The following is a 22,053-nucleotide window of genomic DNA, read 5'->3' as shown; positions in this document are numbered from 1 at the left end:
TACCATGACATTCAACCCTCTCCGAGTTTACACTCTATGATTTTCTTCATAATTGGCGACTTGACCTAAACCAACTTTCAAAGCGGTGAATGTTGTCACAGCCTCTGGTGTGCTGGTATTGACGACGTGAGGTTCGTGCTTTTGCGACGTTAGGCCGGAAAAGTAGCCTCACTGGCCAACCACTGGTGAACTGTACCCGCCAATCTACATTGACGTCACTCTCCAGAGGGCTGATAAGTGCTTGTATTTATAATCAGCGCAGTGAAGGTTGAAGCATGACGCTGGATATTCGAGGCAGTTTAAAGAATACTAGAAAAAGCAAGAACACACACGTCGTAATTGACGAGTTGTTGGCCAATTCAATCGACGCCTTTTTGATCAGACGAGCAACTACTCAGGATGTCTTGTCTCTAGATGTTAAGTTGTCGATAAAGGCAACGAAAGCTGACTTGATTGGTGAGGAATATGACCTTCAGGTGGAGTGCCGTGACAATGGCTGCGGACTTGGTCCGGAGCAACAAAAGGCCTTCCTCACCAAAGACACTTCATACAAAGACGACCTCAAAATATCGGGGATTGGTCGGTGTAAGGGGACGGGTCGAGTTCAGTTTTTTCACCATTTTGGTGAAGTTTCGGTTTCTTCGATCTATGAAGACGAAGGAAGAAAATTTCACATAAGCCTTCCCCCAAAAGACAATCGAAAGGAAATCGACCAGAGCGATTTTACAATTGAGCACCAAGAGGACGGGGAAGTTGGAATGCTGGTGAGACTTTCCAGCGTGCTCCCCAAGATTCGCGAGTCTGTATTCACAACCACTAATGTCCTAAAGTGGATGCAGGCTGATGCGTTGAAGCAATATGTTCTGTTCAGTGTGCTTCAACGTTTCGTTAGCCTTAAAAGCGAACTGGGTGACTTCCGCATTAGGTTCGAAAGTGACTTAGATGGTCAAATTTCAAAGTCGATTTTGCAGGCTTCTGACATACCTGAACACACGTCGGTCACTCCGCTTGAGGTTGAACACGTAGAACAAGACAAGACGATTTCGACAACACTGACCGTCACACACTACAAGCTTGACGAAAAGGTCTATCCGCTCCCCAGTAACGTTGTTGGCTTGTGCGCAAAGTCAGCAATTGCGGAACTCATCACAGGCCGTTACTTGAGAACCAAGACGCTGGAAAACAACGCAATCAATGGGTTCTTTCACATCATATTGGTGGAGGGAGACATTCTTGACGAAGGAGTAAATGAACAGCGCGATGGCTTCGACAAGATTCCAGAGGAAAATGGCACGGACGACCTGTTTGATGGCATTCAAATAACATTCGAAGATATCTTCTCCGTCCTTGATGACAAGGTTCAGGAATTAATCACCCCCCCAGATTGGTCCCGCGACAAAATCGTCACGGACCTTGCAGAAGATTTCGGCGTTTCCGAAGAGATGCTCTCCTATTCCAACACCCGGGTGAAGTTTGGCGATACACCGACCAGTGTCGCTAAGCGAGCTCTGACGAAATTGCAGGAAAAGGTTGTAGACGAAACGGCTAGCCTTCTCATGATGAAGCAGGCCATTTCTGAATTGGAGCCGGATAGTGATGACTTCCGCCGAAAGATTGACGACTTGTCGTGGCAATTCACTGCTTCCCTCAAGACTGTAGATATGGCGAACCTCTCACAACTTGTAGTGCGCCGATCAAATCTGATTGACGTGCTCGATCTCGCCGTCACGGAGGGTCTTAAGGTTCAAACGGACTTGGATGATGGTCAAAGGCGAAAAAATGAAGCACTGATCCACAACATCTTTTTCCCGATGCGCAAAGACAGTGAAGAGGTCGCAGATCACGATGTCTGGTTGTTGAGTGAGGAGTATCACTATTACGACTACATAGCTTCGGACAAGCCTTTAAGCCAAATTAAGTGGGGTGATGGCGCTCTGTTCGAAGATGGAATTGACGAAGAAATCGACGCACTACTCGAACGGATCAGTGACGAAAACCGAGCCTGTCGACCAGATATAGCATTGTTCCACGAGGAAGGTTCGGTTGTAATCGTGGAGTTTAAGGCTCCTGGGGTGAGCCTCGATCAACACGACAACGACCTAATTGAGTACGCCACAATTCTGGCTGCAAAGTCAAAAGGGAAGCTCAAGAAGTTCTACGGGTACCTGATCGGGGATACCATAAACACAATACGTTTGCGGAACTACAAACCTTTGCCAGGAGCCAAAGGTTGGTTCGATACGACGGATATAAAGGAGCCGAAGACCCAATATTCGATCGGCCAGTTGTATTCTGAGCTATTGCATTATGACGATGTTGTTGATCGGGCTCGAAAACGTATTGGTGTTTACCGAGAGCGGTTAAAGCTGCCTCCACAGTGATCGCCTTGTGTATTCTGTTCTCGTTGCCTTCCAAAATGGTTGCAGCAAGGCTGTTTAGAAGTGCAGTGCACTGCAGTAAAAATATTTATATTTTTAAAATCTTAAACTCTCATCTCCTCATCTATTTTCAATAGTTATACACGAAGTGATGTACTTTGATGCAACCCATTGAAATCACGTCTGGTAACTTGATTGAAAATCCTCGTGTCGGCGGTTCGATTCCGCCCCCGGGCACCACTAAATCACTGAATTACTTGGTAAATTTCGGTCGTTGAGAGTTCGTATTTTCAGCCGTAAAAGTTATACACAGTTATACACTCCTCTGACGGGCTGACCTTGGCCAAAGATTCAAAAAACCAAATCTCCAAGCTGAAACATCTCCGAAAGGGTCTGGCGATCTATCGGACAGGCCGCAGCCCCTATTGGTTTATTCGGTACAGAGACCCGATAGCGGGAAATTACGTCCATCGGTCATCCAAGGAAGAATCACGGCTGGAAGCTATTGAAGTGGCTTATGAGTTTGCCGACACGTTCCGTAGCAAGGCCAACAGTGACCATGCCAAGAAGAAAGCCACCAGCTTTGAGCACTATGCCAAGAAGCTGATGGGAGTGCAGAAGGGCAAGTCCAAATGGTCAGATGGCGACAACAAGCTGCAGAACCGCTCCAAGGACGGGCTGATCTGCTACTTGGGAAAGTACGATGTCAGCAAGTTCACTACGGGAATGGTTCGGGATTATCTGATTCACCTTGATGAGAACCGGCCAAAGCGGCTAGCGGAATCGACCAAGGGTAAGCACACAATCATTATCCGCAAGGTCCTGACGCTGGCAGTCGAGGACGGCCTGTTGGACGTGCTGCCGGTGATGCCGAAGCAAAAGACGGTTGATACGCCAAGGCACCCTTGCCACGGATGCTGGAACGTCCGTTGACCAGTTGGAGCGGTTCTATCTGAAGAACATGGCTCCGACAAAGGAACTCATCGAGAACTTGCAGCACAGGGAGTGAAGCTGGGCGGTGTAATGCCCAGCTTTGGCTTCACTGCATCCCTGTCTCTTGGGCTACCGGTGTTCCTTCGGCACCCACTCTTCGGCTTGCCCGTTCCAAAACCTATTGGGATTGTCTTCGTCCATATCCATCGGCCATGGCACTTATCGGCGAGCCGGACTGGTCAACAATCACGCACATCTCCGGCACTGATGAATTGCTTGGCGGTGGATTGACTGTCGAAGACCTGGCCTTTGCCAATGTAGACTTTGAGTTTCCGGACGACGTGCAATATCTGGTTCTGCCGGTGCGCACGGAGAATGGGTTGCTGTTACTGAGGGATTGCGTCGAAGGATACTTGGAGACCTCGTCATTAGTTGTTGCCGCGCGCCCCGTGTTTCAACTAAAGTTCCCTTGTGCCGGAGTTGAGTGACCCAGAAATACTTGTTGATATTTATGATCTTGTGGTGGTGCCGGATGCTTGGCCTACTATACTTGACCGTATTGCCAAATCGGTTAATGCCCGAGGTGCCATAGTTTTTGGAATTGACGAGGGGGACGACGGGTTGCCGCGGCTTTTTGCACCTTACATGTCGTCCAATTACGATCCGGATCAGGTATCGACTTATCTGCACAACTTTCAGCAGTTTGAGCTGGAGGACCAAAGAGTATTCGCCCGTCATTCGGTTATGGGAGACAATGTAGATATCGTCGGTGACGATGTTCTTGCCAAGACCAAGGAAATTCTTGATGCTCGACCAAATTCGCGCGCAATGGCGGATTTTGGTATCGCTCATCGCGCCGGAGCTCTCTTAAGCAAAGACCAACCGTTGCGTGACAGATTCTCACTGCAGTTTTCACAGAAACAAGGGCCGCTAAGTCCGCACCAACGCCGTATTCTGAGAACCATTCTGCCGCATTTGGCCAAGGCCTGCGAGCTGGCACGTCCCGTCCGACAACTTGATTTAAAGGGCGCCTTGCTGGCCGAATCGTTGGAAAATATGGCGATTGGAATCTGTATTTTGCGTGCAGATGGCGCCGTCATAACCCAAAATCAAGAATTTTTGCGACAAATTCAGCAATACCATCTTTTTCGGATTAATCCGCGTGGACGGCTGGAACCGACACGCAACGAGGACCGCAATTGGTTCCAAAAGCTCACTTCAAGCGTCTCCGAACATGGTCAATTTGGTGCCAGACCCAGGAAAGAAGCCATGGCGGCAGCGTCTGACGATCCGCCTCAGCTTGCAGTGGAAGTCGTTCCGATAAAAGGAAAATACGCGATCGGAGACTCGGCGGCTGAGGGCTTTATGGTATGCAGCCTTGACACGGCACTTGGCCTGCAGATGGATTCCGAATTGATTGGAAAAGTGTTGGGGTTGAGTGTCGCCGAAGGTTCCTTGATCGAAATGCTGGCCGATGGGCTGAGCAATCGCCAAATTGCAAAAAAACGCGACAGATCGATCGAAACAGTTAATACTCAGGTCAAGGGCCTGCTTGCAAAGACAAATTGTGCGAACCGGACACAACTGATTAGACGCGCGGCAAATGTTGGAGCACATTTCGTGAAATCCAGTTAACCCATTTGGGTGATTTCCCGATTTCCAAAGTGTGCCACTTTCAAAGCGGCCAAGTTGGGAGGGAGATGCCAGGTGATTTATTTTAGCATCAAGTTATTTTCGCAACTGGTGAGGGGCGGAGTTCTCGTGAGTGGTCTCGCCGCAGCCTTTCCGGCTTGGTCACAACCTGTCTCAGAATTTGAAACCGCCTGCACGTCTGGTGAAGTGACGTGTCTCACGCAGGGATGGAACGAAGAACAAAGATCGTGGTGGTACACTACAACGCAAGGATCGCGTCTGCTACCGTTGTCCTGGGCATTGGCACTAAAGACCGCCGATGGTTCTACGGCGATGTACGGGTCGGCCAATCTTGAGGGACTGGGATATTTGACGAACCCGGTTTCGCGGGATAATCCCTACGGCCTTCCCGTCGGTTTTGTTGTTGACCACGAAGACAGCAGGCACGCGGATTTGATGTGCGACAGATTCCCCGAAATCTGCCAGTCCCGCACCATGCGAGAGCCGTGGGTCGGATTGAACTGCTCGGCTTGTCACACTACCGAAATCACATTCCAAGACACGCGTTTCAGGGTAGATGGCGCGCCAACGCTCGCCAATTTTGATGGCTTGGTGAATGGGACCGAGGACGCTTTGCGCGCCACCTTAGCGGACGGCCAGCGGTATCGCCTGTTTGCCAAACAAGTATTGGGCGGTTCACTCGACCCCGACAAAGTCGCGTCGCTTGAACTTCAGATCATTGAGCAACTGGCTTGGATGGAAGAACTACGCCTTCTCAATCACAGCAATGTGGCGGCTGGCCCTGCGCGCCTTGACGCCCAGGGGCACATCCTTACCAAAGTTTCGATGATTAACGGCGCGCAATCACCCTCAGCCGAGTTCTCCTCGGATGCGCCGGCGAGTTATCCGTTTATTTGGAATACTCATCAGCAAGAGAAGTTGCAGTGGAACGGGATTGTCGGAGCAATCCTTAATGTTCCTATATTTGGTCGCACCACGGACATTGGGGCGTTGATCCGCAACGTGTCCGAAGTCATCGGCGTTTTCGCCCATGTCGAAGCCAACCGAGGTTGGGCTGCGCTGGGATATGATAGCAGTGTGCGCGTCACCGAGATGGTGGGACTTGAACGCCTGTTGGCCCAACTCCGGTCACCTGAATGGCCCCAAGACATTCTTGGTCCGATCAATCCGACCCTGGCCGCCGAAGGAAGGCAACTTTTCGAAGAGAATTGCCGCGCATGCCACGCGCATCTCGCGTCAAGCGATCTGGCTACGCCCGCAGGTGATCAGATGGTCAACCTTCTTAAATCTGGCACGGACGTCTTTCTGGCCTGCAACACTTTTTTGCGCACGACAGATGCAGGCAACATGAGCGGTCAGTGGACTTTCGGAGTTTTCGGAGATCGGATTGGCGAATTTGACCTGACACGAAAGATGTTGGTCAATGCGGCTGTCGGCTCTATATTTGGTAAGGCAAGCGAGTTACTCGTGGCGCTGTTTTCCGATATCGAACCATCGCGCGAAGCGGTTGCCATGGCGTTGCCCGCCGGAGAGATTTTACCGGGCGTGCCGGAAGGGGTCCGAAAGGACCGGGCCCGGGAATGTCTATCGGCGGACGATCCACTTTTGGCCTACAAGTCACGCCCACTCAACGGAATTTGGGCTACAGCGCCATACTTGCACAACGGCTCGGTACCCACGTTATATGACCTTTTGCTCCCGCCGAAGGCCCGCAACATCGCCACTGCGGATCCTGAACCAACAGGACCAACGCGCCCCGAAAGCTTTGGTGTCGGTTCACGGGAATTCGATACCAGGAACGTCGGATTTATGACCGATACCGGGCAAAGCCCATGGGTTTACAATGTGCGGGATGAAGACGGAAACATCATCGCTGGCAACTCGAATGCAGGGCATGACTATGGAAACGCATCCTTTACAGATGAACAACGCCTTGCAATCGTTGAATATTTGAAAGGACTATGATGACTTTCTTTTAGTCCTTTACCATTCTTGAAAGGTAGGGCTTGGACATGAAAACGCAGGTTGGTACATGTGCATTGGTTTTGGTGCTTGCCACATTTGGTGGTTCCGCATCTGCGCAGGATCGTGAAATCGTCTGGACCGAACGTGCTGAAAGCACCGTGCAGGCGCAGCTCGCACAGGAACAATTTCTGCTGACTTTGTTCAACACCGGGCGGCTCCCTTTCAAAGAAGTTCCGATGGACACCCGAACGACACTCGAACAGGTCATGCGAGCAGAGGGGGCCTGGGTCGGACCGATGACCGAGCAAGTCGCCAGCATGCTGTGTGAGGTAAATCGCGACCATTGCGATCAGGACAGCAAAGAAGTTGAAGCGAATACCCTGGCAAACCAGTCTAAGCATGTCGGCGGAACACGCAGCACTGATTTGCGCTGGACGGTTGGCAAGGACGAGACGGTACGTATCCCCGACTTGAGGATTGCTCAGGTCTGGAAACCGGAACCTGCCGACAAAGGCGCCAAGGTCGAGGCGACCGGCATCAAAATTATCCAAAATTGCCTGACGGATCGGATCTGCATTGATGATTATGTGCCCCAAGAGGGGGCCAACGACCGTTTGGGTCGATTTCGCGGCGTCAAGGTCGCCACCCGGTCAACAGATGGCAGTGGCCTGGCATTGCGCCTTGTACCGCAGTTGAATGCGGTTGTGTCCGTATCAGAAGCGCCTCTGGCGGATTACGAGGAAATTGTCAAAGACCGCGCGATCAGGTTCGATTTCAACGACAACCAATTCGAGAAGCTGAATCAATCATTGTCCCGCGGCATCGTCGGTGGCGTACAGCTTCGTCTGGAGCACGGACATGACACCGGCGCTTTGTCCGGTTTTGAATCTGAGCCATTGGCGCCGCACACAAAGGACGTCTTTGACTCGTTTTGCAATCGTGCCGTGCATGGCGAATGCCCGATTATCAACACTGATGGGCTGGCGTCTATGGCCGTCGCAATTGTCGATCAGGTGCCGATTGTTGATGACGAACTGATACTTTCACACTGCGATCTTGGAAAGGTTTCGATCATCCGCTTGTCGGATCGCGTTGTGTTGGAACATCAGGCCGGATTAGATGATCCGAATTTTGATTGCAGCACAGTCGTCTTGCCGCATCAAGTGCTGCCCGAGCATCATGGGACACACGTTCTTGGCATGCTTGCTGCAGAGCGGAACAATCGCGGTATTAGTGGCCTGCTCAGCGGTCTGCCCAACCTGTCTTTCGTCGTCATACCCTTTGATAGCGTTCGCGCCGATCAGGGGGATTCGAACTTTGCAATCGATATCGCGCAAGCGATCGATGCAGCAATTTTTGAACAGGTCAAAGTCTTCAACCTCAGTTTCAGTTACAGCCCCCCCCAGAACGGAGGGAAAGATGAAATCCGTGACCGCATCAAAAAATGGGAAGATCACGCGCTATTTGTCGTAGCGGGCGGTAAAGAGGGCGATGATGCCAACGAAGGGCCGTGCGAAACGCGTCCGGCCTGCTTCGCGGAATCGCTTGAAAATGTAATCAGCGTGGTTGGTCTGGAAACTGTCCCGGACACCGTCGCGCTGTTGGAAAATCTTGATGAACCTGGCAAGTTCTTGACGAATTTTGGCGACAAGAATTTTATGTTGGGCGCACCTGCACGCAACATTGTCTCAACCGTTGGCACGTCGTCTTTCGGGCCCGCAACCGGTACTTCACAGGCGGCTCCGCAAGTCACCGCAGCGGCGGTCCTGTTGATGAGCAGGGGAAATGTTTCACCCAAGAAGGTGCGGGAACGCCTGATTTATTCATCCCGACTGTCGCTTGATACCATTGATCAAATCAACGGCGGCGCACTGGATGCGACTGCCACGCTGATGAAGGACAGGGATCAGGTGCAACTGATTGACGGTTGCCGGATCACGGGTTCTGCACTGGACTTACGGCGAGAGGTTGGTGGAAATCTGGATCAGGGTAGTTTCGACCTAACATTCCTCAGCGGACCACAGCTTAGTCTTCGGCTCAGGGACGTTCGGCGTATGTTTTTCAGAAATAACAAGGGGATATTCTTTCACACCCTGAACGGGACACTTAAACGGGAAATCGCGACATTCACCAACAATCCTGAAAAGCACTTGTTACGGCTGAGTGTTAAGTCGTTTTCGGATGAATGCGCGGACAGGTTCGCTGTAGATGACCTTGCCACGATCAAACTGTCGGAGATCGCGGATTTCATCTCAAGAATGCAATGAGGATTGCCACTACAGTTTTGGTAACTTTCCTTGTGCTTGGCAATTCAGAATTAGACGCTGAACCGCATGTCAGCGGGCGTGTCGCCGAAGTTTTGGTACGCTATCCCCCCGAAGGCATTGCTCTGGCTCCCGGTGATCTGGTTTGGGCCCACACGGTCACACCGCCGGTCGCGATAAGTGCCGGAGCGAACACAAAGATCCGTATTCGAATTTCAGGGGTGAACTTACCGCACGGGGATGACGTCAGGATCGAGATCGCCGACGGCAACGGTCAGGTTCATGATGTCCTGGACCGAGACAGGTTAGAGGGTCAGGAAGACATCTGGTCCATGTTCATCCCAGGGCAACAGGCGAGCCTTCGCGTCCGTGGTCAGGACGCAACTGACGGATTTACCTTCGTTGTCGACAGGGTGCTGTTTCCGTTCACAACCGTCGCGGTTGAGTCATTTTTTGGGGAAGGTCAATTGACGGATATCGTAGAATATCAAGGGAACCAGGCGGATGTGATCAAAGCCGTTGCAACATCGGTTGCCAAAGTCGACTATGCCGTTGGTGGTCACGGCGATACGTGCACGGCGTTCAGAATAGGTGCCGATCTGGTACAAACCAGTGCACATTGCGTTGCAACGCAAAACGTGTGCGCCACGACAATTGTCCAGTTCGGATTTCAAAAAAACGCATTCGGCGCCTTTGATCGTGGACAAAGTGTTCGGTGCGTCGAAGTTGTCGCCCAAGAAGGCGAAGAGAGCGCGGACACCGCCATTTTGCGCGTTACCCCAGCGCCCAAGGATGAGTATGAGATCGTAGATTTCCGCGACCATGATACCGATGACGACGAACCGCTTTTTATTGTTCAGCACCCGGGCGGGGAAACCAAGAAAGTCTCGATCATAGATTGTGCTGTTTTTGACAACGCAGAAACTGAGGCGTTTCTGCACGGCTTTGGGCACAGTTGTGACACCAAAGCAGGTTCTTCCGGGGCGCCGGTGTTTGACCTCGCCGGGCGTGTGGTCGGGCAACAGCGTGCCGGACACCGAAATCCGGATGTAACGGACAAGCCCAACCTTGCCACATTCGGCTCTCTCTTACGGATTGACTCGGTTGGATTGGTGCAAGATGGGGCCCCTGTTGGCATCGAAGCTGCTCCCGGCGGGCAGGATTCCGAAATCCCAAGCACTGCGGTTCCCTTACCTCTGCCGATCGCTCCGGATGAGCCCACTGCGCCAGAGGAACCACCGGTATCTGATGCACCAAGTATTTCTTCTCCGGGATCGGGAGGGTCTGACACGATAGCCCCGGACACGGATTAACTGATCGCTTTGAATTTCACAAAAGGAGAGTTTTCATGCATTACAATTCTTATCCACTATTGAGTACATTTTTTTCGGTTGCCCTGATTGTCTTTTCCTCTGACGCCTTAGCGCAAGAAGAGCCATTGGGAATAGAAAACCCGGATTTCGAACCGACCGAAGACCGTGATCCGCTGGGACATTGGACGCCTCAGGCGTTTGCCGATGCTCAAAGCCAAGGCATTCCAATTCCCGAAGCTTCGTTCGAGGCCTTGGTGGAAGGCGCCGAGATTCAATCCGATGCAGAATTGCCAAAGGTTGTTGAAAGTGGGCGTTACGCGGTTGCAAGTGACCAAATTCAGGCCAATGCCAACGACATGCTTTTCCCGGACACAAAACCGATCGACACGACAGCACCATTTGTTCCGGAAGCTGCGGGCACCGAAGGGGCCTATTTCACGAGCTCAAGATTGATACCGGAAGATGCGCGGCTGCATTATCCCTATCGCGTAAACGGAAAGATTTTCTTCTCTAAGCCTGGTGTAGGCGACTTCATTTGTTCGGGGACTGTCATCAGGCCCCGGCTGATCCTTACAGCGGGCCATTGTGTTCACGAGGGGGCCAATGGAAATGGTGGGTTCTTTTCAAACTTCATTTTCATACCCGCGTACCATCGAGGAAACGCCCCGTATCAGGCCTGGAACTGGACGTGGGTTGCAACGACGGGCTCGTGGCTGCAATCAGATGGCAGAGTCCCCAATGCCGGCGATCTTGCAATCATCGAGGTAGAGGACCGTGACTTTGAAGGAGAGACCAAGCGCATTGGCGAAGTGGTAGGTTGGGCAGGATTCCGCACCAACGCGCTCAGCCCGAACCACACAAAAAAGGTTGGCTACCCCGGAAACCACGACAGCGGTGAAGTGATGCACCAGGTCGATAGTGCCTTCCACAGAAGCGCGTCCGAGAACACGGTTCTTTACGGATCTGACATGCGTGGTGGTTCGTCTGGCGGTGGTTGGTTTGAGAATTTCGGTGTCAAAGCCGAAGGGCAAGATGGCGCCATGCACGACAGCCCGAACCGAATAGTCGGCGTTACCTCTTATGGATTCCGAGATACTGCACCAAAAGTTCAGGGAAGCTCCAGGCTTGGCGATGAGTTTCTGGATCTTCTGAACCTTGCCTGCAACCATCAGGCAGGTAACTGCTGACATCAATCCTTTGGACCGTCTTGTCAGACCAGGTGGTCTGTTATCCATAGGGTTCCAATTCTATGGTCCCTCGCCGCTCTGAACGGTCAATTTCCATTTGGAAAAACTGCGGCCCTAATAAAATGTCAGGGTGGCGGGGAAGAGTGCAAGAACCGGTCGCCAAGATATTGGTCGGGCTTTGGCCTGACATGGCGGAAGGCTGTAAGTGGCCGAATAGATAGTATCCGCGCCACCTCTGGTACGGCCGGGTTCACTGTATGGGCGCTTTGCGGCTGCGTCTGCTTAGGTTCTGGACCCATTAATTGGTTGCCGTGATCTCGACTGCGTGATTCAAGCCCCTGAATTTCAGGGGTGTGAAATGAGCAATCTATTCTGGCTGACTGACGAACAAATGGAGCGTCTTCAGCCTTACTTTCCGAAGAGCCATGGCAAGCCGAGAGTTGATGACCGGCGTGTTCTGAGCGGGATTATCTTCATTAATCGCAATGGGTTGCGGTGGTCTGATGCACCTCGTGAATATGGGCCGCCAAAAACCCTCTACAACCGCTGGAAGCGGTGGAGCGACATGGGTGTGTTCGCTCGGATCATGACAGGGCTTGCTGCGGAGGGAACCGATCATAAGACCATCATGATTGACGCGACTTACCTCAAAGCGCACCGCACGGCTTCCAGCCTGCGGTTGAAAAAGGGGGGAGTGGCAGGCTGATAGGGCGCACCAAGGGTGGCATGAATACCAAACTGCACGCCGTTACTGACAGCCTCGGACGCCCCATCCGCTTCTTCATATCGGCTGGGCAGGTTAGCGATTACACGGGGGCCAGAGCTTTGGTGAATAGCCTTCCATCGGCTGATTGGCTACTGGGTGCTCACCAACATCCTGTTGAACCGGTTCCATAATCAGTTTTGGTCGATGATCAGGGAAATTGATGTGAAAGCTTCAAAGCAGAGCGGATACTCTAACTTTGAGGTTTGGTTTTATGCCAAAAAAGAAGGTGAAGACCTAGACACTGCGCGAAGTCAAGTTGAGTCCCGCAACGCAGGTTTCCTTGCAGCCATGAACCGCGCAAAGCAGGCTCTAGAGGCCGACTTTCCGCTCGAAGCTATCGCCATCGAAGAAAGTCTTATCTCGGCAATACTGTATCATATCGTGGTGGCAATGGGTCAGGATAGGCCACCTGAACTTTTCGGTAGGCTTATTTCAGAATTCCGTTCCAAGGCTGATACAGCACAGAGTTATCCTGCCGACCTGATTATTCGAATTGATGCTTGGACAACAGGGTTTATCGAAGGGTGGAGTTGTATTGGTAGTCGGTGGGAAAGGCGCCCCAATACGCCTGTGAAATACAATAAGAGGCGCTACAAACGACGTAATCGAATCGAGATCACGTTCGGACGTCTGAAAGACTGGAGGCGAGTAGCCGCATGTTGCGATAGGTGTCCGAAAGTCTTCTTGTCAGCAATCATTCTCGCGGCTCTGGTCATTTATTGGTTATGAATCCTGACCCTAGTCAGGCAAACAAGAAAAATTTCCCACTTGATACGCCTAAGTTTTGCCTGATTGCGCCGATATTGTTGCCCATATCAATCTGGGTTTACGACAGATATCCTCAGGAGCCGAAATGGTAGCGAACAGACAAACGTTGCAGACTACGGGAGAAGCAACAAACGCCTCCCGACCCAGCAAAGCAAAATTGGTTTCGCTTGTGGTGCCGGTTTGCAATGAGCAAGAAGCCATCGGGCCTTTTCTTGACAAGATCGAAGAAGTTTTCGCCCCGCTTGAGCCCGATCACCTCTACGAGGTGGTTTTTGTCAATGACGGCAGCCGCGACGCAACAGAGTTTGCCATTCGCAGTCGAATGCAGAAAAACTGCCAGGTCAGTCTTGTGAATCTTTCGCGAAACTTCGGCAAAGAAGCCGCTATTTCAGCCGGGTTTGAACACGCTCGAGGTGACGCATGCATACCAATGGATGTCGATCTTCAGGATCCGCCCGAGATTATTCCGCAGATGCTTGATCATTGGCGTCAGGGCGCAAAGGTGGTTAATGCAAAACGTATTTGCCGTGACAGCGACACCTGGCTCAAACGTAAAACAGCAGATGGATTTTATAGCCTCTTCAACGCCATGTCGGATCACCAAATCCCACATAATGTCGGCGACTACCGCCTGATGGATCGCCAGGTCGTAGACGTGGTGCGCGACATGGGTGAACGGGTGCGCTTTAGCAAGGCGATGTTCAGCTGGGTAGGCTTTGATGCCGTCGAAGTAACCTTCACACGCCCACAACGTAAAAATGGAACAAGCGCTTGGTCTTTTTGGAGCCTTTGGAAATTTGCGCTAGATGGGATATTTTCGTCAACGACGGCCCCGCTTCATATTTGGACTTATGCAGGTGCCATTCTTGCGACCCTGTCGTTTCTGTACGCAGTCGGCATTTTGGTGCAGACATTGATCTTTGGCGTAGTTGTACCAGGTTACGCTTCGACTCTTATTCTGATCCTGCTCTTTGGGGGGCTCAACCTCTTTGCGATCGGCATTCTCGGCGAATACATTGGGCGCATTTACTCAGAAGTCCAAGATCGACCGCTTTACGTGCTTAGATCGGTTCACAAAGGGCAGGACGACAGCTAATGGATCGTGCTGTGTTTGACCGCATGGCTGCACTCGAAGAAGTGCAATGGTGGTTTGTCGCCCGCCGCGAAATCCTATCCGCAGTCATCTCTAGGCTCGTAAAACTGCCAGACGACGCCTGCATTCTCGAAGCAGGATGTGGTACGGGTGGAAATCTTGGCATGCTGGCGAAATTCGGCCATATTCGCGCGTTCGAACTTGATGCCGATGCGCGCCGGACTGCCGAAGCCAAAAGCGGTATTGCAATTGCCGAGGGCTCAATACCTGACGCGGTGCCCTTCGCTTCCGAAAAATTTGACCTTATTGGGCTTTTCGACGTACTCGAACATATCGAAGACGACGAAGCCACTCTGGGTGCCTTGGCAAACCGCCTTACATCAGACGGGCGTATTGTGATGACAGTGCCAGCTTTCCAATGGCTTTGGTCGCGCCACGATGAACGCCATCACCATTTCCGCCGCTATACCCGTGCGCATCTCGCAAATGTTGCCGCGAAGGCCGGGTTGCAAATGGAGTATGGGTTCTATTTCAACACAGCCCTCTTTCCGCTGGCCGTAGCCAGTCGGGCAATTAAGTCACTGTTCCGGATCGAAAAGGCTGATGACACACTGCCTGCGCCACATGTCAATGCGGCACTCCGCGCTGTTTTTGCGGCTGAAAAACACCTTGTTGGCCGTCTCAGCCTGCCCGTCGGCCTCTCTCTCTGCGCCGTGCTAACAACCAATCCAGCCTCTCAATGATTGGGCAGATTTCGCGCTTTGCCGGGGTTGGCGTTTTGGCAACCATATTGCATGTCGTTGTTGCAATTGTCGCATTGAAATTCTTCGGCATCGCACCCTTGCTGGCAAACAGTGCCGGATTTGCCGCCGCCTTTAGCCTGTCATATCTGGGACACGGCAGAATTACCTTTGACACATCACTCGAGCATCGTTTTCACGCGCCACGGTTTTTGACCGTGTCCGGTGTTGGCCTTGTACTTTCCACAGCCATTACCGAGCTGATAGCGGTACAACTTGGCGGACCTTTCGTTCTCGCAATGGCGATTGTTGCCTTAGCCGTGCCCTTTTCAACCTTCTTGCTATGCAAATTCTGGGTTTTTGCCCACCCTCATTCCACCGACCCGTAAAGCGCCAATGTCTTCGTCAGGATCGGACGCGGTAAGTCAGGGCACTCGGGCGCTGTTTCGTCTGATGACACGCGGCGCAAATAATATTGCGCGCCCGTCTTCGCCAACATTTCAGCCATATTGGCACAAGTCGCCTGACGGTTTTGTTCGTAATCCCAAAGGTACGCCGCACCCCAACCTTGCAAAGAGATATGTTCAGGTGCCGGGCGCGCAACCTGTTCGAGTCGCGCGCGCGTCAATGAGGCTTGATCAGGCTGCGCCACTGAGAACAGCTTGAAATCCACATAAGCACTCCGCTGTGCATATTGACGAAATTCTATCAAGCTCACAGGAATGACGAATAAGGCATCAACCGGTGTTTCGGTTCGGATCTGTTCCAACGCCAGAAGCGTCGAATCAGGCAGATAAGGCGGGCGCGACTGGGCAGGAAACCATATTAAGAGCGCAGCCCCAACGCCGCATAAAGCGGCGGTTTGAGTCCGCGGTACGTTGCCTGCCGCCATCATCGCAACACCGATTGCGATGAGAACAAGCCCGGCCGGCGTCATATTGAGGAGCAGAAGCGTCGCCAGTAGAATCCCTGTCAACCAAACCCCGCGACCAGTCTTGGCGAACCACATGCCCGCAACGGCCAAAGATGTGCTGACGGCAAAAAGAACTGGCGTAGAGCGGTTGGCATCCAGAATGAAAAACCCAACCCACTCAGCAATGGCAACCTTATAGACAACCAGTGTGACAAAATGGAGTAGCGTAAACCCTAGCAGCAACCCTACCGCAAAACGCGCTATGCTCGATTTCTCGCGATGCAACAAAGCAGCACCAGCATAGCCCGCCAACAAGTAAAGTGTGGTGATCAAGATATCGAACCACGGCGGGTCATAGTGCGCTGGTGCCCGGAACCGATAGGCATCCGTGATCAGATCAAACGTCACAATAGTGTCAGGCGCTTTTAGGATTGCCTCAAAGAGCCAGACGGCTACAGGAAATGCCACAACACCCGCGGCAACGGCCAGCTTCATCGCATCAAGTGGATTACGGACCAATGAACCAAGACCGATCACGATTGCGCCGTGAAACGCAGTCATTGGTTGCGCATAGGCTGCCAGCCCCAGGAAAATTCCTGCCAGCCAATTCTTGCGAAAAAATGCCGCTGCGACGGCTCCGATTACCAACGCCAAAGCCACATTATGGTGATGAAAAAATGCGGATGTCAGCCCCCCGTAATCTCCCCGCCCCATACCGTCGAGTTTAACAACCACACTGAGGCCAAGAACAATCGGTAGCGCCGCCACCGGCGCTTCAAGCCCGCGCAGCAACGACCCAATCACCACCGTCGTTATCATAGCCAAAAGCCACACACCCAATCGAAAGGCGGGCTCGACTCCAATTGTTGCCCTTCCTGTCCGATACACCCACTCGTAGACATAGGCGTGGTTCTTAAAAAGCCGCAGCTGATCGTCATTCACATAGAGTGCTGGGTCGATCCGGTGTTCAGTAAGTGGCCCATAGGCAAAATCGTCCCCGACCGGAAAGGCCTCATATCCAATCAGGCAAGAAATAAACAGCCCTAGCAACGTCGCGAATAAAACCCTGCTCGTGTTCATATTGATCTCACCGATAATGCTCTTTGTCTTTTTTGCCGCGACAAGCAGCCGGATACAACCAGCTAGACCGGGAGAAAACCGAAGTGTTGCGCGATACTGAGGGTAACGGACCAGTTACAGTGGCTTAGCGGTTTGAGTTTGCACGATGCAGGCAACCGATCCATCCCATTGTCACGACACAGGCATAGGTCTGTTGATCCACGCCAATGGGACAATCCCACCCTGCGGGTACGCATCGTTTTTGCGCTTTTTGGTGCCTGAGGTTCCGAAATGCGTAGTTAGATCGGTGCCCTGTGGGGGAGTTCCCTAGACCCATAAACAGGGAAAACCTTACGACCTTTCAGTCAAAACCCAATGGCATTCAGGAAATGGCTATTTCGCATAGGTTTCTGTCCCCATGATTTCGTCGACGGTAGTCTGCATTCGATCAAGAGCGGCTCGGAGACATTCAATCGCCAAGTACAGGCACACTTCGCTTCTGTCACATAGGGACGACCACTTCTTTGGGGGAGGTTCACAGCCAAACGATTTGGTGCTGTCGAAGTCCCTGATCAAAGCGATCAATATCATGCTGGTGGTGCAGCGGGAAATGGATGCCAGAGAAAACCAGGCCACACAGCGCCGCGAAGAGATATTGGCAAAGCTGGAATAACTGGGTGTCGATGTCAGTGGTGCCCGACGCGCATCTGCTGATACCAGCTGAAAGGATACACCACTGATTTTAGCGTCCAGACACGACCTGGATCAGGGGCGGCGCTGTTGTGCCCGCTGCCCCTGTCAGAAATAGGGCCAGGGGTAACGGTATGGTGTCCGATCGGATGTCAGCGATACCGGCCAGCCAAGTCGCTCTATGGCCCGTATGCGGGCGTCAGCGTGGCTCAGCAGGGCCTGAATGGACCGTATCAGTTCTTCGGCATCTTCAGCATCTGTCTGCGGGTGCTGGCCCTTCAGGGCCAGCGAGGTCGCATCCTCTAGATTACCGGTCAGCTCTGCAAAAACAAAATTGAGCTGTTCCCGGGTTGCGTCGTCCATGGCAGCAGTACCGCTTGCCGGGCCATGGAAGTCGAGCGAATTCTGCGCCAACTTTGGGTGTATCGCCAAAACGCGCTGAGCATCCTGATGAAATTCAAATCCCAGCCGGCGTTAACATTAGATTCACTCAAATGTTTACAGAATGTTCTTGCTTCGCGGGACTCCGGTCGCCATAGTGACAGAAAAATTCCCCGCGGGTATCGGAAACGCGGGAGCAGAGGGCGAGCAGAATGACCGAATTTGAATTGTTGTTGCAGAAAACCGGCCATTCGGTTTCTGAGGCCGCGGAATTCCTAGGTTATTCTGAAAGTCACATCTACCGCTGGAAACGCGGAGAGGAAACCCCGCGTGAAGGGGTCATGAACCTGCTGCGAATGGAGGCCGAGGCGCGCCAGCCGGATACCTCCGGCGCCGCATTTTCGTTCATTGACCTGTTCGCCGGGATCGGCGGCCTGAGAAAGGCGATGGAGAGCGCGGGCGGGCGTTGCGTATTTACGTCGGAATGGGACAAATACGCTCAGCAAACCTACGACGCCAACTTCGCGGATAATCGCCCCATCGCCGGCGACATCACGAAAATTGAAGCCGAAGACATCCCGGGGCACGACGTTCTAGTTGCCGGGTTTCCCTGCCAGCCGTTTTCCATTGCAGGGGTGTCAAAAAAGAATGCACTGGGCCGCGCTCATGGCTTTGACGATGAGACCCAGGGCACACTATTCTTCGATGTACTGCGCATCCTGAAACATCACCGTCCTGCAGCCTTCATGCTGGAAAATGTGAAAAACCTGCGCAGCCACGACAAGGGCCGGACCTTTGAGGTCATCATGCGGAAGCTCCGGGATGAGTTGGGCTATTACGTGCCCGAGCCCCGGGTGATTGATGCAGCCCACTTTGTGCCTCAACACCGGGAGCGGATCGTTATTGTCGGCTTCCGCGAAAACGTACCGTTCAGCTTTGATGAATTTCTATTGCCACCCCATCGGGAGCGCCGGATGCGGGATATCCTGCACCCGGAGAACGGCCTGGAGAATCCTGAAGGGCATTTCACGCTCGGCAATGATGCCACCGTCAGTGACAAATACACCCTGTCCGACAAGCTTTGGAAATACCTGCAGGACTACGCCGCCAAACACAAAGCCAAAGGCAACGGGTTTGGCTTTGGCCTTGTAGACGGCGTCAGCATCGCCAGAACTCTGTCCGCCCGCTACTACAAGGATGGATCGGAAATCCTCGTGAGCCGCGGCGAAGGCAAAAATCCCCGCAGGCTCACACCGCGTGAATGCGCCCGCCTGATGGGGTATCCGGAAGATTTTCGGATCCCGGTCTCGGATACACAGGCCTACAAGCAGTTTGGGAACTCGGTGGCCGTGCCGGTATTTGCCGAGGTGGCGCGGATTATGGAGCCGCATGTCCGTGCAATCCTGGAAGGGCAGGGGACTATACCTGTTCGCAAAACTGGCTGACGTCCACGACCGGCAAACCCGCAGCCGCAACATGGCGGCAATCCGGGGTGTGGATACCAAACCGGAACTGATCATCCGGCGTGGGCTTCATGGCAGGGGTTTCCGCTATCGCCTGCACGACCGCAAACTGCCGGGACGGCCGGATCTGCTGCTGCCAAAATATCAGGCCGTGATCTTTGTAAACGGGTGCTTCTGGCATGGTCATCAATGCCCGCTGTTCAAATGGCCAAAAACGCGCGAAGAGTTCTGGCGAGGCAAGATCGGCGGGAACGTGGAGCGGGATCAGAAAAACCATGTTGCCCTGCGGACAGCGGATTGGCGCGTAGCAATCGTGTGGGAATGTGCTCTGAAAGGATTAGGCAGGCAAAAAGTTGTGGATGTGATTGACACGCTCTCGCAATGGTTGTCCTGTGGCGACGCGGAGCTTGATATTGAGGGTAGCCGTTGAGGTTGCGGAGGCGCTTTTGAAGTTTGGTGTTCTTTCAGATTTGTTTGAGGGCGCAGGAGCCAAGGTTCTTACTGCGAATGAACTCAAGAAGCAGCACGAGTTTCAGGGTGTGAAGAGTTTTCGCGCTTTTCTCGGCGAACCGGACCAAAAGCAAAGTTACGACGCAGACTTCTTCTGGATAACTGACGAATTGGACCAGCGTTTGGGTCCCCTTCACGCCAGTTGCACTTGGGCGCCATACAGAAAGAACAACCCTAATCGCAAAACCGAGTTTCATCTGTATTATTCAGCCAAAGCTCGCAATTTGGTGCATTCAGCAAGAGCAAAAGATCAGTTAATCGTCGCCCAACGCCGTGATGGGAGCCTAATGGTGATCCTGACACCCAACGGTTCCACTATCGGCCAGCAGTTGCTGTGGCTTTTTGGGTTGGATTTATTCAATGATCAACCTGACGCCAGACGCCTATCGAGGCACGATACAGTCGCACTCGGGTTGCCTGCACAGGTGGTTCTCGCGGATCTCGGCATCGAAGTTGAGGACGAACAACCGGGGGCTTTTGATGCTCTCGTTGGCCGGTTTGGCCTGAGCTTTCCCGGGACTTCTGAGTTCTCTGCCTTTGCCAGAGAAACATTACCAGGAGTTAATGCGACAGATGATCCTGACAGCGCTTTGATGGCCTGGATGGAACATGAAGAGGCTTTGTTTAGACATTTGGAACGGCAGATTGTAGCGGAAAGACTGACGTCAGGCTTTTTGGAAAGGGGTCAGGCCGACGTTGATGGTTTCCTTAAATTCTCGCTAAGCGTACAAAATCGCAGAAAATCCCGTGCCGGTTATGCATTCGGTCACCATACCGAGGCTGTTCTCCAAGCCGCGGGTGTGCGCTACGTTCGGGAAGCCACCACTGAAAAACGCAATGCAGCTGATTTCCTTTTCCCCGGAGAGGCTGAATATGAAAACACCGGCTACCCTGAGACCGGGCTGACAATGTTGGGCGTGAAAACGACCTGCAAAGATCGCTGGCGTCAGGTTCTCGCTGAGGCGGACCGCATCAAGGAGAAACACTTGTTGACGCTCGAGCCCGCGATTTCCCGCGCTCAGACAACAGAAATGCAGGCTCAGAACCTGCGCCTTGTTTTGCCCCAAGGTTTGCACGGGACATATCGCGTGGACCAGCAACCCTGGTTGCTGAGTGTCACCGACTTTCTTGATCTGGTGCGGGAACGCGGATCCGGAGATGTATTGCTATGACGGGTTCACCAGAAGCCCCCAACGCTGGACGCACAAGAGATGAGTGGGATCAGGAGCTGAGACGGCTTGAAGCCAGCTTGGGTCTGACTGAGGGCTTCAAACCGCTCTATTGCCCATGGTCGACGCTTAAAACAGGGCGGGTAAGGGGTCACTTTTCTACCTTTGGCAGCAGGGTCTGGAAACATTGCAACTTAATAGGGTGATGATACTGCCACAGATTAACCGGGCAGCAATCAGGACCCGTTAAAACTTTGTTTGCGTTCAATTACACCTGCTCCCACGGGAAAAAAGAAGATTGAAAAGACGAATGCAAAAGACACTCAATTGCGAAATCCTCCGGCATACCTGGCCGAACAACACCCCACCGAAAACGCTAACTAAAGCCCTGAATGGGGCAAATGACGTAGATATCTTCCAGTTCCTACTGACAATAGGATATTGCACTGTCCCGGCTCACGCAGCCAAGCACTCCATCAACTCGCTGTGGGCGTGGGTCAGGTATCTCGGGGCATTGTCGGCCAGCGACAACTTCGAACTGCACCACGATTTTGCCGAATTGGACCCGCACCAAAAAACCATTTTGTCGGACGATTTTGGGATGGGGATGTCTTTGCATCTGTTGGCCGGCGCACTCAATCTCGTCAGTTTTTGCGACGGTAAATACTTTGTCGACCGATTGGCTCCAAGATTGGGATGCGCCTCGACAGCCAGCACCGCTAAAAGAGGGCCTAGGGTCAGGACTCATAGCCAATAGATAACGAGTGCTGCGAGGGCGATTGCTGACAGGAAGACCTTCGGGCACCTG

Annotated in this window: 17 protein-coding genes and 2 pseudogenes; 17 read left to right on the top strand and 2 right to left on the bottom strand. The window is 52.7% G+C overall.

The features are described 5' to 3' along the window. Positions 1-275: 275 nt before the first annotated feature. The 13 genes and pseudogenes from AC2FLA_RS18040 to AC2FLA_RS17980 all read left to right on the top strand — a co-directional run bounded on the left by AC2FLA_RS18040 (position 276) and on the right by AC2FLA_RS17980 (position 15,449). On the top strand, positions 276-2,381 hold the full coding sequence (locus tag AC2FLA_RS18040; RefSeq protein ID WP_496724106.1) for an ATP-binding protein: 2,106 nt from the start codon (positions 276-278) through the stop codon (positions 2,379-2,381). Positions 2,382-2,888: 507 nt separating this feature from the next. Continuing rightward, positions 2,889-3,311 (top strand): phage integrase SAM-like domain-containing protein, encoded by a 423-nt coding sequence (locus AC2FLA_RS18035; RefSeq protein ID WP_496724104.1) that lies wholly within the window; start codon positions 2,889-2,891, stop codon positions 3,309-3,311. Between the two features lie 212 nt (positions 3,312-3,523). Next, complete coding sequence (locus AC2FLA_RS18030) at positions 3,524-3,799, top strand: hypothetical protein (protein WP_496724102.1); 276 nt, start codon at positions 3,524-3,526, stop codon at positions 3,797-3,799. Next, a complete protein-coding gene (locus AC2FLA_RS18025; RefSeq protein WP_496724100.1) occupies positions 3,783-4,946 on the top strand; it encodes a helix-turn-helix domain-containing protein in 1,164 nt (387 codons plus the stop codon). Before AC2FLA_RS18030 ends, AC2FLA_RS18025 begins: the two co-directional genes overlap by 17 nt. 126 nt (positions 4,947-5,072) lie before the next feature. Further along, on the top strand, positions 5,073-6,929 hold the full coding sequence (locus tag AC2FLA_RS18020; protein WP_496724098.1) for a di-heme-cytochrome C peroxidase: 1,857 nt from the start codon (positions 5,073-5,075) through the stop codon (positions 6,927-6,929). A gap of 47 nt (positions 6,930-6,976) precedes the next feature. Next, positions 6,977-9,196 carry a S8 family serine peptidase gene (locus tag AC2FLA_RS18015; protein WP_496724096.1) on the top strand — a complete coding sequence of 740 codons (2,220 nt, stop codon included), beginning with the start codon at positions 6,977-6,979 and terminating at the stop codon, positions 9,194-9,196. Beyond that, entirely contained in the window at positions 9,193-10,506 is a 1,314-nt protein-coding gene (locus AC2FLA_RS18010) for a trypsin-like serine peptidase (RefSeq protein ID WP_496724094.1), read from the top strand. Before AC2FLA_RS18015 ends, AC2FLA_RS18010 begins: the two co-directional genes overlap by 4 nt. A gap of 35 nt (positions 10,507-10,541) precedes the next feature. Continuing rightward, on the top strand, positions 10,542-11,693 hold the full coding sequence (locus tag AC2FLA_RS18005) for a trypsin-like serine peptidase (protein ID WP_496724092.1): 1,152 nt from the start codon (positions 10,542-10,544) through the stop codon (positions 11,691-11,693). Between the two features lie 358 nt (positions 11,694-12,051). Then, positions 12,052-12,554: pseudogene (locus tag AC2FLA_RS18000) on the top strand (IS5 family transposase); the annotation flags it as partial. 469 nt (positions 12,555-13,023) lie between these two features. Beyond that, positions 13,024-13,188: pseudogene (locus AC2FLA_RS17995) on the top strand (transposase); the annotation flags it as partial. Between the two features lie 124 nt (positions 13,189-13,312). Further along, the gene (locus AC2FLA_RS17990; RefSeq protein ID WP_496724090.1) at positions 13,313-14,323 is read left to right on the top strand and encodes a glycosyltransferase family 2 protein; all 1,011 of its coding nucleotides are present in this window, start codon (positions 13,313-13,315) and stop codon (positions 14,321-14,323) included. Next, positions 14,323-15,063 (top strand): class I SAM-dependent methyltransferase, encoded by a 741-nt coding sequence (locus AC2FLA_RS17985; RefSeq protein WP_496724088.1) that lies wholly within the window; start codon positions 14,323-14,325, stop codon positions 15,061-15,063. The genes AC2FLA_RS17990 and AC2FLA_RS17985 overlap by 1 nt, the downstream gene beginning before the upstream one ends. Next, the gene (locus tag AC2FLA_RS17980; protein ID WP_496724086.1) at positions 15,060-15,449 is read left to right on the top strand and encodes a GtrA family protein; all 390 of its coding nucleotides are present in this window, start codon (positions 15,060-15,062) and stop codon (positions 15,447-15,449) included. The genes AC2FLA_RS17985 and AC2FLA_RS17980 overlap by 4 nt, the downstream gene beginning before the upstream one ends. On the opposite strand, the gene AC2FLA_RS17975 is transcribed toward AC2FLA_RS17980, so the two are convergent. Together AC2FLA_RS17975 and AC2FLA_RS17970 are read right to left on the bottom strand one after the other, a co-directional pair. Then, positions 15,431-17,053, bottom strand: coding sequence for a DUF6798 domain-containing protein (locus tag AC2FLA_RS17975; RefSeq protein ID WP_496724084.1), 1,623 nt, complete (start codon positions 17,051-17,053; stop codon positions 15,431-15,433). The two genes, AC2FLA_RS17980 and AC2FLA_RS17975, sit on opposite strands and share 19 nt — an antisense overlap. Positions 17,054-17,830: 777 nt before the next feature. Continuing rightward, positions 17,831-18,085, bottom strand: a complete 255-nt coding sequence (locus AC2FLA_RS17970) for a hypothetical protein (protein ID WP_496724082.1) — start codon at positions 18,083-18,085, stop codon at positions 17,831-17,833. 230 nt (positions 18,086-18,315) lie between these two features. On the opposite strand from AC2FLA_RS17970, the gene dcm reads away from it, so the two are divergent. The 4 genes from dcm (at position 18,316) to AC2FLA_RS17950 (ending at position 22,002) form a co-directional block, all read left to right on the top strand. Then, positions 18,316-19,548 carry a DNA (cytosine-5-)-methyltransferase gene (dcm, locus tag AC2FLA_RS17965; RefSeq protein ID WP_496724080.1) on the top strand — a complete coding sequence of 411 codons (1,233 nt, stop codon included), beginning with the start codon at positions 18,316-18,318 and terminating at the stop codon, positions 19,546-19,548. Then, positions 19,493-19,996 (top strand): very short patch repair endonuclease, encoded by a 504-nt coding sequence (locus tag AC2FLA_RS17960; RefSeq protein ID WP_496724078.1) that lies wholly within the window; start codon positions 19,493-19,495, stop codon positions 19,994-19,996. Before dcm ends, AC2FLA_RS17960 begins: the two co-directional genes overlap by 56 nt. Positions 19,997-20,012: 16 nt before the next feature. After that, positions 20,013-21,248 (top strand): type II restriction endonuclease, encoded by a 1,236-nt coding sequence (locus tag AC2FLA_RS17955; RefSeq protein WP_496724076.1) that lies wholly within the window; start codon positions 20,013-20,015, stop codon positions 21,246-21,248. Between the two features lie 307 nt (positions 21,249-21,555). Beyond that, on the top strand, positions 21,556-22,002 hold the full coding sequence (locus AC2FLA_RS17950; RefSeq protein WP_496724074.1) for a hypothetical protein: 447 nt from the start codon (positions 21,556-21,558) through the stop codon (positions 22,000-22,002). Positions 22,003-22,053 lie beyond the last annotated feature (51 nt).

The organism is Ruegeria sp. CDSA033 (genome assembly GCF_059612305.1).
This window is presented reverse-complemented; position numbering and strand designations above follow the sequence as displayed.

Coding starts and splice junctions, on each gene's coding strand:
- AC2FLA_RS18040 (WP_496724106.1), top strand. CDS start 276: ATGACGCTGGATATTCGAGGCAGTTTAAAGAATACTAGAAAAAGCAAG.
- AC2FLA_RS18030 (WP_496724102.1), top strand. CDS start 3,524: ATGGCACTTATCGGCGAGCCGGACTGGTCAACAATCACGCACATCTCC.
- AC2FLA_RS18015 (WP_496724096.1), top strand. CDS start 6,977: ATGAAAACGCAGGTTGGTACATGTGCATTGGTTTTGGTGCTTGCCACA.
- AC2FLA_RS18010 (WP_496724094.1), top strand. CDS start 9,193: ATGAGGATTGCCACTACAGTTTTGGTAACTTTCCTTGTGCTTGGCAAT.
- AC2FLA_RS18005 (WP_496724092.1), top strand. CDS start 10,542: ATGCATTACAATTCTTATCCACTATTGAGTACATTTTTTTCGGTTGCC.
- AC2FLA_RS17990 (WP_496724090.1), top strand. CDS start 13,313: ATGGTAGCGAACAGACAAACGTTGCAGACTACGGGAGAAGCAACAAAC.
- AC2FLA_RS17985 (WP_496724088.1), top strand. CDS start 14,323: ATGGATCGTGCTGTGTTTGACCGCATGGCTGCACTCGAAGAAGTGCAA.
- AC2FLA_RS17980 (WP_496724086.1), top strand. CDS start 15,060: ATGATTGGGCAGATTTCGCGCTTTGCCGGGGTTGGCGTTTTGGCAACC.
- AC2FLA_RS17975 (WP_496724084.1), bottom strand. CDS start 17,053: ATGAACACGAGCAGGGTTTTATTCGCGACGTTGCTAGGGCTGTTTATT.
- AC2FLA_RS17970 (WP_496724082.1), bottom strand. CDS start 18,085: ATGGACGACGCAACCCGGGAACAGCTCAATTTTGTTTTTGCAGAGCTG.
- dcm (WP_496724080.1), top strand. CDS start 18,316: ATGACCGAATTTGAATTGTTGTTGCAGAAAACCGGCCATTCGGTTTCT.
- AC2FLA_RS17960 (WP_496724078.1), top strand. CDS start 19,493: ATGTCCGTGCAATCCTGGAAGGGCAGGGGACTATACCTGTTCGCAAAA.
- AC2FLA_RS17950 (WP_496724074.1), top strand. CDS start 21,556: ATGCAAAAGACACTCAATTGCGAAATCCTCCGGCATACCTGGCCGAAC.